Genomic DNA, 16,069 nt, shown 5'->3' with positions numbered 1-16,069 from the left:
GACACCGGTAGGTTCTTGTTCCATGCGCGTGGCGACCTGGAACGTGAACTCCGTCCGCACCCGAGTGGGTCGGATCGTCGACTGGTTGGTGCGTGAGGACGTCGACGTCCTCGGCATGCAGGAGATCAAGTGCAAGCCGGAGCAGTTCCCGGTCGAGCAGTTCGAGGCCGCGGGGTACCACGTCGAGGCGCACGGCCTGAACCAGTGGAACGGCGTCGCGTTCGCCAGCCGGCTGCCGATGGAGGACGTCACCCGCGACTTCCCCGGCCAGCCCGGGTTCCTGAAGGGCCACGAGGGGCCGGACCTGCCGGTCGAGGCCCGCGCGATCGGCGTCACGGTCGACGGCGTGCGGCTGTGGAGCCTCTACGTGCCGAACGGCCGCGAGCTCGGCGACCCGCACTACACGTACAAGCTCGACTGGCTCGCCCAGCTGGCCGACCGCACCTCGGAGTGGATCCAGGCGTCGCCGGAGACCCCGCTCGCACTGATGGGCGACTGGAACGTCGCACCGCTCGACCAGGACGTCTGGGACATGCGGGTGTTCGAGGGGTCGACCCACGTCAGCGAGCCGGAGCGGGCCGCGTTCCGCGAGTTCGAGGTACGGGGCCTGCAGGACGTCGTCCGCCCGATCGTGCCCGACGGCTACACCTACTGGGACTACAAGCAGCTGCGGTTCCCGCGCAACGAGGGCATGCGCATCGACTTCGTCCTCGGCTCGCAGGCCTTCGCCGACGTCGTCACCGATGCCTCGATCCACCGGAACGAGCGCAAGGGCGACGCCCCGAGCGACCACGTCCCCGTCCTGGTCGACCTCGACCTGGACACGTCGCTCGACGACGACCGCCCGATGATCTTCTGATCGGAGTCGGGTCACCGGTCCGGATCGACGGCGCCCGCCCGGCTCTGTTACGCCCGGCGTCCGCCGTGATTGAGCCGTCCGTCACGCCGACGTAGGTTTCCTGCACCGAACCCCTTCGAGAGCAGGTGAAGCCATGTCCCGCACGACGATCCTTCCCATCCAGCGCCTCATGGCGACCGCAGCCCCCGGTGCGTGGCGCGACGGCATCGTCGTCGAGACCCGCGCAGCCGACGCCGTGGTGCTGTTCCTCGACGGGAGCACCACGCAGCTGCGGGTGGCGGACGCCGACGGCGTCCTGTCGGTCGGCGAGCCGGTCGCCCACCACCCGGTCGCAGAGATCCTCAGCGCCGGCGGTCGACAGACCACCGCACGCGTCGCGTAGCGCGCACGCGTCGCGGAGCGCAGGCGGAGTTGCTCAGGCCGCCATCGAGTCGAGCATCGCCTGGCACTTGGACACCATCTCGTCGCAGGCCATGGCGCAGTAGCGGCACGACTCGTCCATGTCCTGGTGCCGGCGGCACTCGGCGGCACACGCGGTGCCCATCGCGACGACGGCCATGAGCATCGCCGGCATCGCGGCCGTGTCCATCCCCACCGGACGCATCATCATCCGCATGCCGGTGTCCGCGAGCATCGCGGTGTTCGAGCACATCGCGGCGCAGGTGGCCATCTCGCCGCCCATCCGCATGTCGGCCGCGGAGCACATCGTCGCAGCCATCGACGCGGCGTTCATCGCCATCATCGTGTCCTGCATCGTGTCCATGTCCATGTCCATCTCCACGGGCATGTCCGTCATCGACATGTTCTTCATCATCGCCATCGTGTCCATCGCCGGTCTCCTCGTCGTGGTCATCGGTCACGGAGCGGTCCGCCCCGCGTGCCCGCCAGGGTACGCGCGCGCCGTCCGTGCTTCGTGAGCAGTCGTGGTCGGGTCGGCGGACGCGACCCGACCGTTCCTGCTCACCATCCGCAGTGGTCGCCACCACGGCCGGTCGGGAGGCCCGCTGCGCCCCCGCCACGGGCCTCCCGTCCGCCGCGGCGCGCGTCCAGGGCGCGCTACGGGTGCAGCAGGGCGGCGATCGCGACGAGCACGGGCACCGAGCCGAGCGTCGAGATGAGCACGACGTCGCGCGCCACCGGGACCGCTGCCCCGTACCGCTGCGCGTAGTTGAAGACGTTCTGCGCCGCCGGCAGGGCGCCGAGGGTGGTGAGCACGAAGACGTCCTGGTCGCCGAGCCCGAACACGAACCGGGCGAACACGAACGCCACGGCCGGCATCACCACGAGCTTGATCGACGACGCGACGATGACGTCTGTCCGGATCGCAGGGTCCCGCAGCGGGGTCGCACCGTGCAGGCTCATCCCGAACGACAGCAGCACGACGGGCACCGCGGCGGCGCCGACGAGCGAGAACGGCTCCAGTACGGGGTCCGGCAGCGTGATCCCGGTCGCCGAGCACACGAGCCCGACGAGCGAGGCGATGATGATCGGGTTCCGGAACGGCCCGGCGATCCGCCGCCCCCACCCGCCGCCACCCGCGGTCGCAGCGTCCAGGATCGTCAGCGCGATCGGGGCCATCACGACGAGCTGCAGCAGGATCACCGGGACGACCGCGGTCGCCTGGCCGAGCACGTACACGGCCACCGGCAACCCGATGTTGTTCGCGTTGACGTAGCTCGACGCCAGCGCGCCGACGGTGGTCGTGGTGACGGGGCGGCGCAGCACGAAGCGGAACACCGCGGCGGCACCGAGGGCCACCACGGCGGCGCTCAGCAGCGAGACCCAGAGCATCGAGGACAGCAGCGACGCGATGTCGGCGGTCGCGATGGTGTGGAACAACAGGCACGGCATCAGCACGAAGAACGCGAGCCGGCTCATCACGAACTGCGCGTGCGGGCCCAGCAGGCCGATGCGTCCGACGACGTACCCACCGGCGATGATCGCGCCGATGATCGCGAAGCCGGTCAACACGCCACCCATCCCCTCCATCCTGGCACCTGCCGGCGGTGATGTGACGTCACTCAGGTCGGAAATGCGTACGCATCGAATACCGTTGAGCGCACCATGACCTCGACGAACGCCGACACCCTCACCCGGTCCACCGACTCCAGCCAGCCGCTCGTGCCGCTGCTCGAGGAGCGCTGGAGCCCCCGCTCCTACGACGAGACCGCGACGATCTCGGACGACCAGCTCGACGCCGTCCTGGAGGCCGCTCGCTGGGCGCCGTCGGCCATGAACTTCCAGCCCCGCCGCTTCATCGCCGGCCGCCGCGGCACCGAGACGTTCCGGAAGATCAACGAGAACCTGCTCGGCTTCAACGCGGCCTGGGCCTTCCGTGCCAGCGCCCTCATCGTCGGTGTGCTCGAGACCGTGACCGCCGACGGCGAGGAGCGCCCCTTCGCGCAGTACGACCTCGGCCAGTCCCTCGCCGCCCTGACCGTGCAGGCCCACGCCGAGGGGCTCCACGTGCACCAGATGGCGGGCATCGACGCCGCCGGGCTCCGTGCCGCGTTCGACCTGCCCGAGCGGTTCCTGCCGTACACCGTCACGGCCGTCGGCACCGTCGCGCACCCGTCGCAGCTCGACGACAAGGCCGCCGAGCGCGAGGTCGCCCCGCGCACCCGCATCCCGCTCGACGAGGTCGTCCTCGTCAAGGAGTGAGCTCCGGCGGGATCGCCGCCCGCGATCGCCACGACGGCCGCGTCCCTGCGGGAGCGCGGCCGTCGGCGTACCATGACGTGACATGGATCAGCACCAGGACGCCCCACCGGAGATGAACTTCTACACCCGGAAGTGGGTGCGACCGGAGGACCTCAACGCCAACGGCACGCTGTTCGGCGGCAGTCTGCTCCGCTGGATCGACGAGGAGGCCGCGGTCTACGCGATCATCCAGCTCGGCAACGGCAAGGTCGTCACGAAGTACATGTCGGAGATCAACTTCCTGTCGTCGGCGAAGGAGGGCGACATCGTCGAGATCGGCCTCGTCGCCACCCGGTTCGGCCGGACGTCGCTGACCATGCGGGCCGAGGCGCGGAACCTCTTCACGCACCGCAGCATCCTGACGATCGACGAGGTCGTGTTCGTGAACCTCGACGAGGACGGCAACCCCGCCCCGCACGGCTACACGGACATCACCTACGCCCGCGACCGGGTCCCTGCCACGCACCGCGCGTGACCCCGCAGACATCGCGCAGCACCGGGGCACCCGCGTGGTCGCACCCTGCGGGTGGTCGGCGGGCTCTGGCAGGATCGGGGGCATGACCACGCCCCGCCTCGTCGCCTTCGACCTCGACGACACGCTCGCCCCGTCGAAGTCCTCCCTCGATCCCCGCATGCTCGAGACCTTCGCGTCCCTGCTCGAGGTCGTGCCGGTCGCGGTCATCTCCGGCGGCAACTTCACCCAGTTCGAGCAGCAGCTGGTCACCCCGCTCCGGCAGCGCGACGGCCTGACGCTCGACGCCCTGCACCTGCTGCCGACCTGCGGCACCCGGTACTACCGCTGGGAGGACCAGGACTGGGCGCTGCAGTACGCCGAGGACCTCACCGACGAGCAGAAGGACCGCGCCCTCGCCGCGGTCGAGGCCCGTGCGCAGGAAGCCGGGTACTGGGAGTCCGAGACCTGGGGTGCCATCCTCGAGGACCGCGGGTCGCAGATCACGTTCTCCGCCCTCGGCCAGTCCGCCCCGGTGGACGTCAAGAAGCAGTGGGACCCGACCGGCGAGAAGAAGGACCACCTGCGCCGTCTGGTGCAGCAGGACCTGCCTGACCTCGAGGTCCGCTCGGGCGGCTCCACCAGCATCGACATCACCCGCAAGGGCATCGACAAGGCCTACGGCATGCAGCGCCTGGCCGAGATCACCGGCATCGCACTCCACGACATGCTCTTCGTGGGCGACCGGCTCGACCCCGAGGGCAACGACTACCCGGTGAAGGCACTCGGGGTCCCCTGCCACGCGGTGCAGGGCTGGGAGGACACGGACGCGTTCCTGACGGAGCTCATCCCCACCCTGCGCTGAGCGCGCGGCGGACGGGAGGCCCGTGGCGGGCCCGCACCGCGCCTCCTGTCGGTCCGCGGTCGCGTCCAGAACCGCGACCGCGGCCGATCGGTGCGGCCGGCTCAGCCCAGGCTGCGGACGGCCTCGACGAACGCACGGATCTTCGCGGGGTCCTTGACGCCGCGCTCGGACTCGACACCGCTCGACACGTCGACGCCGTCGGGGTCGAGCGCCTCGACCGCGGCGACCACGTTGGCCGGGGTCAGCCCGCCGGCGAGGATCCAGGCCTCGTCCACGCCGTCGATCGTGGCCGGGTCGATCAGCCGACCGCTGCCGGGCACGGCGGCGTCGAGCAGCAGCAGGTCGTGGTCGAACGCGGCGCGCTGCTCGGGCGTCTCGCGCAGGTAGTCCTCGGCCGCGATGGCCCGGATGGTGAAGAAGCCGGCGTCGCGTGCCCGGGCGAAGTCGGACGGGGACTCGCCACCGTGCAGCTGCAGCGTGGTGAGACCGACCTCGGAGGCGATGCCGACGATCTCGTCGATCTTCTGGTCGCGGAAGACCCCGACGGCGTCGACGCCGTCCGGCACCCGCTCGACCAGTTCCTTCGCCAGGTCGGCGGTGACGGTCCGGGGGCTGCCCGCCGCGAAGACGAACCCGACCGCGTCGGCACCCGCGTCGATGGCGGCGTCCACGGTGTCGGGCGTCGACAGGCCACAGATCTTGATCCAGCGCTGGTCGGTCATGCTGTCCATCCTGCCAGGGTGCTCCGGTGCCCGGAGCACCGAGCCGCCGAGCGGGTCAGTGCAGGGCGCCAGCGACGTACGCGGCCACACAGGCCGCGGTGACGCCGAAGGCCGCGAACGACCCGACCAGGACGTTCCGCCGACGCCAGCGACGCACCGCCGAGAACGTGCCGCGCTTGGCGTGCCGGTGGGCGGCGCGGTGCATGCGGTGGTCTCGCTGGTGCTTCACGCGTTCCGGGCCGAGCGGCACCGGGCCGGTGATCTGGGTGGAGCCGCCGCGCAGCGCGTTGGCGATGGCGACCGCCGTCGGCCGGCGCTCCGGGTCGCGCGCGGTCATCCGGCTGAGCAGCTCGCGCCACTCGTCGGCGACGTCGTCCGGGATCTCGGGATCGCGGCGGAGCCGGGCGAGCGCAGCCTCGATGAGGGTGCCCGAGTACTCCTGCTTGCCGGTCAGCGCCTCGAGCAGGACGAGCCCGAGTGAGTACACGTCGGTGGCGAAGCTGATCGGTTCGCCGGCGACCTGCTCCGGGCTGAGGTAGGCGGCGGTGCCGATGACCGTGCCGTCGTTCGTCAGGCGGGAGCCGTCGACGAAGTGGGCGACGCCGAAGTCGGTGAGCTTGACCGTGCGGGCGAACCCGGACGAGCCCTCGTCGCTGATCAGGATGTTGGCGGGCTTGACGTCGCGGTGCACGATGCCGCGTGAGTGCACGTACGCCAGGGCGTCGGCGAGCTGCGCACCGAGGTCGGCCACCTCGTAGTTGTGCAGGGCCCCCTCGGACAGTCGGCGGAGCAGCGTCGTGTCGGCGATGAGCTCCATCACGATGAACCGGTGCGGGCCGTCCTCGAACTCGTGGGTCCCGGCGTCGTACAGCGGGATGAGGCCCGGGTGGGAGAGCATGCTGAGCAGCCGGATCTCGCGTTCCTGACGGACGCGGTCGGCGGTGGTCATCTTGTCCGGGGTCGCGAAGAGCTTCACGGCCACGGCCCGGTACGTGTGCTCGTCACGGGCTTCGTAGACGGATCCCATACCGCCGGTGCCGATGAGCTTCACGAGCCGGTACCGCGCAGCGAGCACGGTGTCCGCCCGCGCGCTGTCCAGCAGGGTCATGGTGTCCGTCGTCCTGTCCGGAGCCCGTGGTTCCGCGGCCGCTGCCGGCGTGTGGGCTCATGGGAAACGGTACGCGTCCGACTCTCGATCCGCATGGCCGTTACGACATCGTGATCGCCGTGGTTCCCTGATTCCCCGGGGATCGGCGGGGTACAGTCCGACCTCCATCACGACGAGGAATCGCGCAAGGAGGACAGCATGGCATTGTCGAAGGGTGACGAGGTGCACTGGAACACCTCGCAGGGCAGGACGACCGGCGCGCTCGTGCGGAAGCGGACGAGCGACTTCGAGTTCGACGGGCAGCACTTCAAGCCGACCGACGACGACCCGTACTGGATCGTCGAGTCGGAGAAGAGCGGCAAGCAGGCCGCCCACAAGGAGTCGGCGCTGACGAAGGCCTGAGGCTCAGTCGCGGGCGGGCTCGGCGCGACGACGACCCCGGGCACCGCCCACGGCAGGGCTGTCGGCGTCGTCGTCGTGGTCGTCGCGGCCGCCCGCACGCCGCTCGGCACGCACACGACGGACCCGACGCACGACGAAGGTCACCACGACCACGGCGATCACGACGTAGAGCACGCGGTCGATCCACTCGGTGTACGCCTCGACCTGGTCGTACTGCGACCCGAACGCGGCACCGAGCAGCACGAGTGCGCTGTTCCAGATGCCGCTCGCGATGATCGTGAACACCGAGAACGTGCCGAGGTGCATGCGGTCGGCGCCGGCCGGCAGCGAGATGAGGCTGCGGACGATCGGGACGAACCGGCCGAAGAACACCGCGCTCTTGCCGTGCCGGTGGAACCAGCCGGCCGCCTTGCGGAAGTCGTCCTCGTCGACCAGGGGCAGCTTGCCGAACCACCGCGTGGTGCGTTCGAACCCGATCTTCGCGCCGAGCCAGTACAGCACGAGCGCCCCGAGGTACGAACCGATCGTCGCCAGCACGAGCACCAGCACGAGGTTCATCTGGCCGGCACCCGCGAGGAACCCGGCCAGCGGCAGGATGACCTCGGACGGGATGGGCGGGAACACCGTCTCGACGAAGAGCATCAGCCCGACGCCCCACTCCCCCAGCGCGTCGATCAGCTGCAGCACCAGGCCGGAGAGCCCGCCGAGGTCCGACGGGGCGGTGGAGTCGCCACTGGCGACGGTCATGGCACGGGCGGTCACGGCAGTCGTCATGCCCCCAGCATCCCTGAACGCCCTGTCAGGACCCGGCACACCCCCTGGGTGTCAGCCGAGTCCCATGTGGGCGGCGCGGACGTGCGCGAGCGACCGGGCGAGCGCGCCCCGGGCGACTGCGTCGCGACCGACGGTCGACGGGGCGAACACCACGGGGTGCCGGAGCAGTGGCGTGACGATCTCGTCGAGCGCGGCGCAGAACACCTCTGCCGCCGGCAGGACCTCACCACCGACGACGACGACCTCGGGGTCGATCGTCGTCACGAGCTGCACGACGCCGGGTGCCACGTCGGCCGCGAACGCACGGACGATCCGGACTGCCGACACCGAGCCCCGGGCCGCCGCCGCGAAGACGGACTCGAGGTCCGTGTCGGACGGGATCCGGGCCTCCAGGCGGGCGGGTGCTTCGGGCCAGCCGGTCGAGGCGATGCCGCCCATCTCGCCGGCCGCGCCGCGCGCACCGCGCGCCAACGAGCCGTCGACCACCAGGGCGGCACCGATCTGCCGACCCATCACCAGGTACAGGCCGTCCCGGACGCCGTGGAACCGCCCCCACCGGGCCTCGGCCGTGGCCGCCAGCTTGGCGTCGTTGTCGAAGAAGGTGGCGACCCCGGGGAAGAGGTCCTGGATCCGGCCGGGCACCCGCCGCTCGACCCACTCCGGCACCGCGACCGTGTAGTCGATCGCGCCGTCGCGGTCGACGACCGCCGGGACCCCGAACGTGGCGCCGAGCACGGGCGCACCACCAGGGGGGCCGCCGACCGCGCCACCGACGGGCGACGTCAGCCGACGGACGACGTCCTGCACGCTCGACCAGGCCTGCTCGGCGTCGGCGAGGTCCGTGTAGCGCTCCTCGACCCGGGCGAGCGTGACGCCGCGCAGGTCCGCGCGCACGCCGACGATCCCGTGCAGGCCGAGGTCCACGCCGAGCACGGAACCGGCCGACGCGTCCGCCGCGAAGCGCTTGGCCCGACGACCGGCCTTGTTCGGGGTCGCGATCGCCTCGGTCTCGGTCACCCACCCCTCGTCGACCAGGTCGGACAGCGCGGCCTCGACCGTGGGGCGGGAGAGGCCGACCGTGCGCCCGAGGTCGGTGACCGTGCGGGAGACGTCGTCGCGCAGGAGCTCGTCGAGGATCGCCCGCGAGTTCATCTGCCGCAGGACGCCCGGGGTCGTCCCGACGGCACCCGCGGTCGTTGACACGGTCTGCTGCACGGCCATAGCCTCCACATTACGAAAGATCATTGAGGAATGGTGGCTCCGACATGCTCGTCCCACGACCGCGCCGCACCGCTCCCGGTGTCGGGGCCTTCGAGATCACCCCGTCGACCCGGATCGCCGCCGACCCGGCGAGCGAGTCCGTCCGACTGTACCTGCAGCAGACCCTGCGGGGATCGACCGGACTGCCGGTGCGGGACGCCCTCGACGACACGGCACCGGGGGCCGGCACGATCGCACTGCGCGTCGCCGACGACCCGTCCCTGCCTGCGGGCCCGACGACACCGGAGGGTGAGCGGGCGGAGTCGTTCCGCCTCACGGTGACGCCGGACGGCATCGACGTCGTCGGCGGCTCGCCCGCCGGGGTCTTCTACGGCGTGCAAGCACTGCTGCAGCTGCTGCCCCCGGACGTGTACCGTCGCGGCCGGGTCGCGACGGGCCCGTGGTCCGTCCCCGCCGTGGTGGTCGAGGACGCTCCCGCCTTCGCCTGGCGCGGCGTGATGCTCGACGTCGCCCGGCACTTCCGCACGAAGCACGAGGTCATGCGGGTGGTCGACCAGCTCGCCGCCCACCGGATCAACCGCCTGCACTTCCACCTCACCGAGGACCAGGGGTGGCGCATCGAGATCCGGAAGTACCCGCGCCTCACCGAGGTCGGGTCCTGGCGTCGGGAGTCCCAGGTCGGCGCGCACGTCCCCGGGCCGGACGGCACACTCGTCACCCCCGGGTTCGACGGCCGCCCGCACGGCGGGTACTACACGCAGGACGACGTCCGCGAGATCGTGGCCTACGCGGCCGACCGGTTCGTCACCGTCGTCCCCGAGATCGAGACCCCCGGGCACGTCCGTGCGGCGCTGGCGGCCTACCCGTCGCTCGGCGTCACGGGCGCACCGGTCGAGGTGTGGACGGAGTGGGGCATCGCCGACGACGTCCTGAACGCCGAGGACGCCACGATCGACTTCTTCAAGGACGTCCTGGACGAGGTCATCGCGCTCTTCCCCTCCGGGTACATCGGCATCGGCGGCGACGAGTGCCCGAAGGTGCAGTGGGAGACCGACCCGCGCACCCAGGAGCGCATCCGCGAGCTCGGACTGCAGGACGAGGAACAGCTGCAGGCCTGGATCATCGGACAGCTCGCCGCACACGTCGAGTCGCACGGCCGACGGGCGTTCGGGTGGGACGAGATCCTCGAGGGCGGCACGCTCGACCCCTCCGCCACCGTGGTCTCGTGGCGTGGGCTGACCGGCGCACGGACCGCCGCCCGCCGCGGGCACGACGTCATCTCGTCGCCGGACGACCAGGTGTACCTCGACTACCGCCAGAGCGACCTGCCGACCGAGCCGATCCCGGTGTCGATCGTGCTCACCGTCGACGACGTCTTCGCCTTCGACCCGGTGCCGTCGGGGCTCACCGACGCCGAGCGCGCCCACGTCATCGGCGGCCAGGGCAACATGTGGACGGAGCACGTCGACACCGCCCGTCGGCTCGACTACCAGCTCTTCCCCCGTGTCGCCGCCCTCGCCGAGGCACTGTGGTCGGCCGACACCACCGGGCCGCGGGACCTCGCCGAGTTCCGCGGGCGCCTGGCCGAGCACACCGCCCGGCTCGAGGCCATGGGCATCGAGTACCGGCACGAGGCCGGCCCGTTCCCGTGGGAGCAGCGACCGGGCGTCCCGGGGCGCCCGCACTCGCGCGAGGAGCGTGCGGCGTACATCGACGCGGTCACGGCGAACATCAGCAAATGATCAATTGACATTTCACATGTGATCGGGTCACGCTGGGGAGGACTTCACGGAGGAGACCCCATGGCACACCGCAGCATCCCCGGCCTCGACGGACTCGACATCGACGCACTGATCGGGGATCGACAGCCCGAGGCCGAGCTCGAGATCACCGTCGACTTCGTCCGGGGCCGGTCGGTGCTGATCACGGGCGCCGGTGGCTCGATCGGCAGCGAACTCTGCCGACAGCTCGTCCGGTTCGAGCCGGCGGAGATCATCATGCTCGACCGCGACGAGACCGCCCTGCAACAGGTGCAGGTCTCCGTGGACGGTCACGGGCTGCTCGACACGAAGAACGTCGTGCTCGCCGACATCCGCGACGCCGACGCCGTCCGCGACATCATGCTGAGCCGCCGCCCCGACGTCGTCTTCCACGCCGCGGCGCTGAAGCACCTGCCGATGCTCGAGCAGTACCCGGACGAAGGCTGGAAGACGAACGTCCTCGGCACCCTGAACGTCCTCCGCGCCGCTGCCGCCGCGGGCGTGGGGACGCTCGTGAACATCTCGACCGACAAGGCCGCGAACCCGACGAGCGTGCTCGGCTCGACCAAGCGCATCGCCGAGCGGTTGACCGCCTGGACCGCCGCCGACACGGGCCACGACTACGTGTCGGTCCGGTTCGGCAACGTCCTCGGCAGCCGTGGCTCGATGCTCCCGCTCTTCGCGGAGCTGATCCGCGCCGGCCGACCCCTCACCGTCACCCACCCGGACGCCACCCGCTACTTCATGTCCATCCCCGAGGCGTGCCACCTCGTGATCCAGTCGGCTGCGATCGCCCACCCGGGCGAGGTCCTCGTGCTCGACATGGGCGCCCCGGTCCGGATCCTCGACATCGCACGGCGCATGCTCCAGGCCACCGGGAGCCCGTCCGACATCGTGTTCACGGGCCTGCGGGCGGGCGAGAAGCTCCACGAGGACCTCATCGGACGCGGCGAGACCGAACGTCGTCCCGTGCACCCGAAGATCACCCACACGTCGGTCGCGCCGATCGCGCCGTGTGACGTCGTCGAGTGCGTCCCCGGTCAGGTCGACCCGTCGGTACTCGCGATGGCCGCCTGACCGACGCACGTCCGGCCCGCAACGCGACCGGACAACGAACGGGAGGCCCGGTGCCAGCTGGCACCGGGCCTCCCGTCCGTCGTGTGCTGCGGTCGACTACGCGGCGACCGGCGCGCGCTGGCCCACCGTCTCGCCGGCCACGGCAGCCTCGCTGCCCGCAGCGGCCTCGTCGACCGGGCGACGACGCACCCACTTCTTCAGGGCGACGAGCACCAGCGCGGACACCACGGTCCCCGCCAGGATCGCGACGACGAACATCAGCACGTCACCGATCGCGAAGAAGACGAAGATCCCGCCGTGGGGTGCTCGCGAGGTCACACCGGCAGCCATCGAGATCGCACCCGTGATCGCGGCCCCGACCATCGACGCCGGGATGACGCGCAGCGGGTCGGCCGCGGCGAACGGGATCGCACCCTCGGAGATGAAGGACGCACCGAGGAGCCACGCGGCCTTGCCGTTCTCGCGCTCCGGCTTCGTGAAGCCCTTGCGGTAGAGCACGGTCGAGGCGAGTGCGAGTGCGAGCGGCGGCACCATGCCGGCCGCCATGACGGCGGCCATGATCTCGAACGGCACCACGTTCGTGGCGGTCCCGGCGCCGAGGCCGGCGACGGCGAACGCGTACGCCACCTTGTTGACCGGACCACCGAGGTCGAACGCCATCATCAGACCGAGGATGATCCCGAGCAGGACGGCGGAGGCACCGGACAGCGAGTTGAGGAACGCGGTGAGCTCGGTCATGACCCAGGCGATCGGGCCGCCGAGCACCAGGAGCATGAGGCCCGAGGCGATGATCGATGCGAACAGCGGGATGATCACGACCGGCATCAGGCCACGCAGCCAGCGCCACGTCGGGATGCGCCCGATCCAGTACGCGGCGGCACCGGCGATGAGGCCACCGACCAGACCACCGAGGAACCCGGCGTTCATGAACACGGCGATCGACCCGGCGACGAAGCCGGGCGCGATGCCGGGTCGGTCGGCCATCGCGTAGGCGATGTAGCCGGCGAGCGCGGCGACGAGGAAGCCGAGCGACACCTGTCCGATCTGGAACGCTGCGGCACCGAGGTAGTAGCCGAGGCCCTCCGCCGGCAGGTTCAACAGGGTCGAGTGGGTCAGCGTCCACGCGGCGTTGCTCATGCCGTCGTCCCCGTGGGTCGACGCGATCTGGTACCCCGACAGCAGGAAGCCGAGCGCGATGAGGAGCCCGCCACCGGCGACGAACGGGATCATGTAGCTGACGCCCGTGAGCAGCCAGCGCTTGAGCGCCTGACCGAAGTGCTCGTTCTTGGCGGTGGACTCGCCCTCGACGGCGGCGCCGCCCTGCACGCGTGCGGCGTGCGGGTCCTCCGAGGCGCGGATGGCCTCGGCGATCATCTCGTCGGGTTCGTCGACACCACGCTTGACGGGTCCGGACACCAGCGGCTTGCCGGCGAACCGACCGCGGTCGCGGACGTCGACGTCGACCGCGAACACGACGGCGTCGGCACGGGCGATGAGCGCCGGGTCGAGGGGCTCGACCTGCGAGGATCCCTGCGTCTCGATGTGCATCTCGGCACCGGCGCGCTGGGCTGCGGCGACGAGGGCGTCGGCCGCCATGTAGGTGTGCGCGATGCCGGTCGGGCAGGCGGTGACGCCGACGAAGACCTTCCGGTCGGCGGCGGGCGCGGTGGCCGGATCGGAGGCACTGCTCGCCTTCCCGACGCCGGCCTCGGCCACTTCGCCGCCCACCTCGTCGTCGACCAACCGGACGATCTCGTCGGCCGTGGTCGCGGCCCGCAACGCGGCCGTGAAGTCGTCACGGATGAGCGCCCGGGCCAGGGTCGAGAGGACCGTCAGGTGGTCCTTGTCCGCCCCTCGGGCACGGCGATCATGAAGACGATGTCGGCGTCGCCGTCCGGAGCACCGAACGGCACCTTCCGGGCCAGGCGCGAGAACGCCAGCGTCGGCTCGGACACCGACGCCGACCGGGCGTGCGGGATGGCGATGCCACCGGGGACGCCCGTTCCGACGCTCGCCTCGCGCTTGACGGCGTCGTCGGCGAGCGTGGCGCCGTCGGCGGCGCGGCCGGTCGCGGCGACGCGGTCGGCGAGCACCCGGATGACGTCGGTCGACGTGGCTCCGAGGTCCTCGTCGAGGCCGACGAGCTGGGCGCTGATGAGGCGCGGACTCGAGTCTGCGGACATGTGCTTGCTCCTTCGCAATGGCGCTGATCGCGCGGTGGTGCAGGTGTTCGTGGGGTCGTCGGGCGGGGTGGGGAGGGGAGGGGATCAGGCGGGTTCGGGGGCCGGGTGCGTGTCGAGCACCCGCACGGAGACCGCCGTCGGGTCGGTGTGGTCGAGTGCCGGCACGTCGCTGCCGGGCAGCGCTGCGGCGGCGGCACCGGTGGCCACGGCCTGGGCGAGACGTTGCTCGGGTGACGCTCCGGCGACCTCGGCGAGCAGGTAGCCGGCGAGCGAGGAGTCCCCCGCGCCGACGGTCGAGCGGGCGACGATCTCGGGTGCGGCGGCGGCGAAGGCCCCCTCGTCGGAGACCAGCACGGCGCCGGCGCTGCCCAGGGTGAGCAAGACCGTACCGACGTTCCTCCGCCGCATCCGCTGGGCTCCGGCGACCGCGGCGTCGAGGTCGCGCTCGTACTCCTCGGGGTCGCCGCCGACGACCTCGGCGAGTTCCTCGGCGTTCGGCTTCACCAGGTCGATCCGTTCGCCCGACTGCAGCAGCGCGGTGAACGGCACTCCGGACGAGTCGACGGCGATCCGGACGTCCGCACCGTGGCGGGCACGGACGGCCCGGACGAGCACGGCGAGTGCGTCGTCGGGCAGACCGGGCGGCAGCGACCCGGCGACCACGACCCAGCGGGCGGCGGGGCCGGTGGCAGTGGCAGCCGCGGTGTCGGCGACCAGCGCGGCGAGGTCGTCGAGGCGACCGGCGAGCGAGGGGCCGGGTTCGTTGAGCTTCGTCGTGGTGCCGGTCGGCTCGGTCACGGTGACGTTCGAGCGGAGGGGCGCCCCGATCGGCAGCGCGGCGGTCGGGATGCCGCGCGTGGCAAGGCCGAGCAGGACCGGGTCGAGCTCGTCGCCGGGCAGGACGGCGACGGTGTCCCCGCCGCTCGCGACGACCACGCGGGAGACGTTGACGCCCTTGCCGCCGGGTTCCGCGGTGGACCGGGTCGCGCGCTGGACGGCGCCGCGCTGGAGCTCACCGGCGAGCTCGATCGTGCGGTCGAGCGACGGGTTCGGGGTGACCGTGACGATGCGGCCGTTCATGCGACGACCACCTCGACGTCGGCGTCGGCGAGCGCACCGGCGAGGTCGGCCGGCGGCTGCTCGTCGGTGACGAGGGTGTCGATCTCGTCCATCCGCGCGAACCGCATGAGGGCCTCGACCCCGTGCTTGGCGGCGTCGGCGAGCACCACCGCCCGACGGGCGGCGAGCACGTACGCGCCCTTCACGGCGGCCTCGTACTCGTCGGGTGTGCTCAGGCCGAAGCCCGCTGACAGGCCGTTCGTGCCGACGAACGCGATGTCGGGCCGGAGGGCGCCGATCTGCTCGACGGTGGCCGTGCCGACCGCGGCGCTCGTGACCCCACGGACCCGTCCGCCGAGCAGGTGCAGCTCGACGTGTTCGCTGTGCTGCAGGGTCGCGGCGATCGGCACCGAGTTGGTGACGACGGTGATCGTCGCGCCGGGCGTGGACGGCTCCCAGCGGGCGAGTTCGGAGGCGACGGCGGCGCACGTCGTGCCGGCGTCGAGGGCGATCGAGCCGGTGAAGGTCGGCGGAACCAGGCGCATGGCGGCCCGGGCGATGGCGGACTTGGCCGAACCGTGCTGCCCCTCGCGTTCGGCGACGGTCAGTTCGACGACGCTCGAGCGCCCGACGGGGACCGCTCCCCCGTGCACGCGGCGCAGGACCCCGGCCGACTCGAGCAGGTCCAGGTCGCGGCGCACGGTCTCGGTCGTGACGTCGAAGTGCTCGGCGAGGTCGGCCACCGAGACGCGGCCCGCGGTCTGCAGCGCCGCGGCGATGGCGTCGTGCCGCTCGGTTGCGTACATGCCCGAACTCCTTCGTTCCGTTGGGTTTCGAGCACTGTACGTCTGGAACCCACAAGAACGCAACCGTTCCGTCATGCAACCA

At 71.6% G+C, this 16,069-nt stretch carries 17 protein-coding genes and 1 pseudogene; 9 read left to right on the top strand and 9 right to left on the bottom strand.

From position 1 onward, the window contains the following. Positions 1–22 precede the first annotated feature (22 nt). Together Q9R26_RS12290 and Q9R26_RS12285 are read left to right on the top strand one after the other, a co-directional pair. Positions 23–859: an exodeoxyribonuclease III gene (locus Q9R26_RS12290; protein WP_311227434.1), complete on the top strand. Its 837-nt coding sequence runs from the start codon at positions 23–25 to the stop codon at positions 857–859. A gap of 133 nt (positions 860–992) precedes the next feature. Next, positions 993–1,241, top strand: coding sequence for a nuclease (locus Q9R26_RS12285; RefSeq protein ID WP_209133019.1), 249 nt, complete (start codon positions 993–995; stop codon positions 1,239–1,241). A gap of 33 nt (positions 1,242–1,274) precedes the next feature. Here the strand turns inward: Q9R26_RS12285 and Q9R26_RS12280 are convergent, their stop codons facing one another. After that, positions 1,275–1,628 carry an aldehyde dehydrogenase gene (locus Q9R26_RS12280; protein ID WP_311227433.1) on the bottom strand — a complete coding sequence of 118 codons (354 nt, stop codon included), beginning with the start codon at positions 1,626–1,628 and terminating at the stop codon, positions 1,275–1,277. Here Q9R26_RS12280 and Q9R26_RS12275 point away from each other — a divergent pair. Beyond that, the gene (locus Q9R26_RS12275) at positions 1,627–1,776 is read left to right on the top strand and encodes a hypothetical protein (protein WP_259580353.1); all 150 of its coding nucleotides are present in this window, start codon (positions 1,627–1,629) and stop codon (positions 1,774–1,776) included. The genes Q9R26_RS12280 and Q9R26_RS12275 overlap by 2 nt on opposite strands. A gap of 139 nt (positions 1,777–1,915) precedes the next feature. On the opposite strand, the gene Q9R26_RS12270 is transcribed toward Q9R26_RS12275, so the two are convergent. Beyond that, positions 1,916–2,839, bottom strand: coding sequence for an AEC family transporter (locus Q9R26_RS12270; RefSeq protein ID WP_128781521.1), 924 nt, complete (start codon positions 2,837–2,839; stop codon positions 1,916–1,918). 84 nt (positions 2,840–2,923) lie between these two features. On the opposite strand from Q9R26_RS12270, the gene Q9R26_RS12265 reads away from it, so the two are divergent. From Q9R26_RS12265 to Q9R26_RS12255, 3 genes are all read left to right on the top strand, one after another. Continuing rightward, positions 2,924–3,520: a nitroreductase family protein gene (locus tag Q9R26_RS12265; RefSeq protein ID WP_311227432.1), complete on the top strand. Its 597-nt coding sequence runs from the start codon at positions 2,924–2,926 to the stop codon at positions 3,518–3,520. An 82-nt stretch (positions 3,521–3,602) separates the two neighbouring features. Further along, positions 3,603–4,034 (top strand): acyl-CoA thioesterase, encoded by a 432-nt coding sequence (locus Q9R26_RS12260; protein WP_182064609.1) that lies wholly within the window; start codon positions 3,603–3,605, stop codon positions 4,032–4,034. Between the two features lie 82 nt (positions 4,035–4,116). Beyond that, positions 4,117–4,875, top strand: coding sequence for an HAD-IIB family hydrolase (locus Q9R26_RS12255; RefSeq protein ID WP_209133016.1), 759 nt, complete (start codon positions 4,117–4,119; stop codon positions 4,873–4,875). A 101-nt stretch (positions 4,876–4,976) separates the two neighbouring features. Here Q9R26_RS12255 and Q9R26_RS12250 read toward each other — a convergent pair whose 3' ends face one another. Next, a complete protein-coding gene (locus tag Q9R26_RS12250; protein WP_209133014.1) occupies positions 4,977–5,597 on the bottom strand; it encodes a phosphoribosylanthranilate isomerase in 621 nt (206 codons plus the stop codon). A gap of 55 nt (positions 5,598–5,652) precedes the next feature. Next, positions 5,653–6,705 carry a serine/threonine-protein kinase gene (locus Q9R26_RS12245; protein ID WP_182064606.1) on the bottom strand — a complete coding sequence of 351 codons (1,053 nt, stop codon included), beginning with the start codon at positions 6,703–6,705 and terminating at the stop codon, positions 5,653–5,655. Between the two features lie 198 nt (positions 6,706–6,903). Between Q9R26_RS12245 and Q9R26_RS12240 the strand changes: the two genes are divergently transcribed. Continuing rightward, on the top strand, positions 6,904–7,107 hold the full coding sequence (locus tag Q9R26_RS12240) for a DUF2945 domain-containing protein (RefSeq protein ID WP_311227431.1): 204 nt from the start codon (positions 6,904–6,906) through the stop codon (positions 7,105–7,107). 3 nt (positions 7,108–7,110) lie between these two features. Here the strand turns inward: Q9R26_RS12240 and Q9R26_RS12235 are convergent, their stop codons facing one another. Together Q9R26_RS12235 and Q9R26_RS12230 are read right to left on the bottom strand one after the other, a co-directional pair. Then, positions 7,111–7,881: a DedA family protein gene (locus tag Q9R26_RS12235; protein ID WP_311227430.1), complete on the bottom strand. Its 771-nt coding sequence runs from the start codon at positions 7,879–7,881 to the stop codon at positions 7,111–7,113. A gap of 51 nt (positions 7,882–7,932) precedes the next feature. Then, a complete protein-coding gene (locus Q9R26_RS12230; RefSeq protein WP_311227429.1) occupies positions 7,933–9,096 on the bottom strand; it encodes an ROK family protein in 1,164 nt (387 codons plus the stop codon). A 50-nt stretch (positions 9,097–9,146) separates the two neighbouring features. Between Q9R26_RS12230 and Q9R26_RS12225 the strand changes: the two genes are divergently transcribed. Together Q9R26_RS12225 and Q9R26_RS12220 are read left to right on the top strand one after the other, a co-directional pair. Further along, positions 9,147–10,844: a beta-N-acetylhexosaminidase gene (locus tag Q9R26_RS12225; protein WP_311227428.1), complete on the top strand. Its 1,698-nt coding sequence runs from the start codon at positions 9,147–9,149 to the stop codon at positions 10,842–10,844. Positions 10,845–10,904: 60 nt separating this feature from the next. Next, positions 10,905–11,939, top strand: coding sequence for a UDP-N-acetylglucosamine 4,6-dehydratase family protein (locus tag Q9R26_RS12220; protein WP_396136827.1), 1,035 nt, complete (start codon positions 10,905–10,907; stop codon positions 11,937–11,939). Between the two features lie 96 nt (positions 11,940–12,035). Here the strand turns inward: Q9R26_RS12220 and Q9R26_RS12215 are convergent. The 3 genes and pseudogenes from Q9R26_RS12215 to Q9R26_RS12205 form a co-directional block, all read right to left on the bottom strand. Next, positions 12,036–14,122, bottom strand: a pseudogene (locus Q9R26_RS12215) (fructose-specific PTS transporter subunit EIIC). An 84-nt stretch (positions 14,123–14,206) separates the two neighbouring features. Next, on the bottom strand, positions 14,207–15,202 hold the full coding sequence (locus tag Q9R26_RS12210; RefSeq protein ID WP_311227427.1) for a hexose kinase: 996 nt from the start codon (positions 15,200–15,202) through the stop codon (positions 14,207–14,209). Next, a complete protein-coding gene (locus Q9R26_RS12205) occupies positions 15,199–15,987 on the bottom strand; it encodes a DeoR/GlpR family DNA-binding transcription regulator (RefSeq protein WP_182064600.1) in 789 nt (262 codons plus the stop codon). Before Q9R26_RS12205 ends, Q9R26_RS12210 begins: the two co-directional genes overlap by 4 nt. Between the last annotated feature and the right edge of the window lie 82 nt (positions 15,988–16,069).

This window comes from Curtobacterium sp. BRB10 (genome assembly GCF_031844325.1).
Classification (GTDB): Bacteria; Actinomycetota; Actinomycetes; order Actinomycetales; family Microbacteriaceae; genus Curtobacterium; species Curtobacterium poinsettiae_A.
Note: the sequence above shows the minus strand (reverse complement) of the source record. Positions and strands in the feature narration are given on the sequence as shown.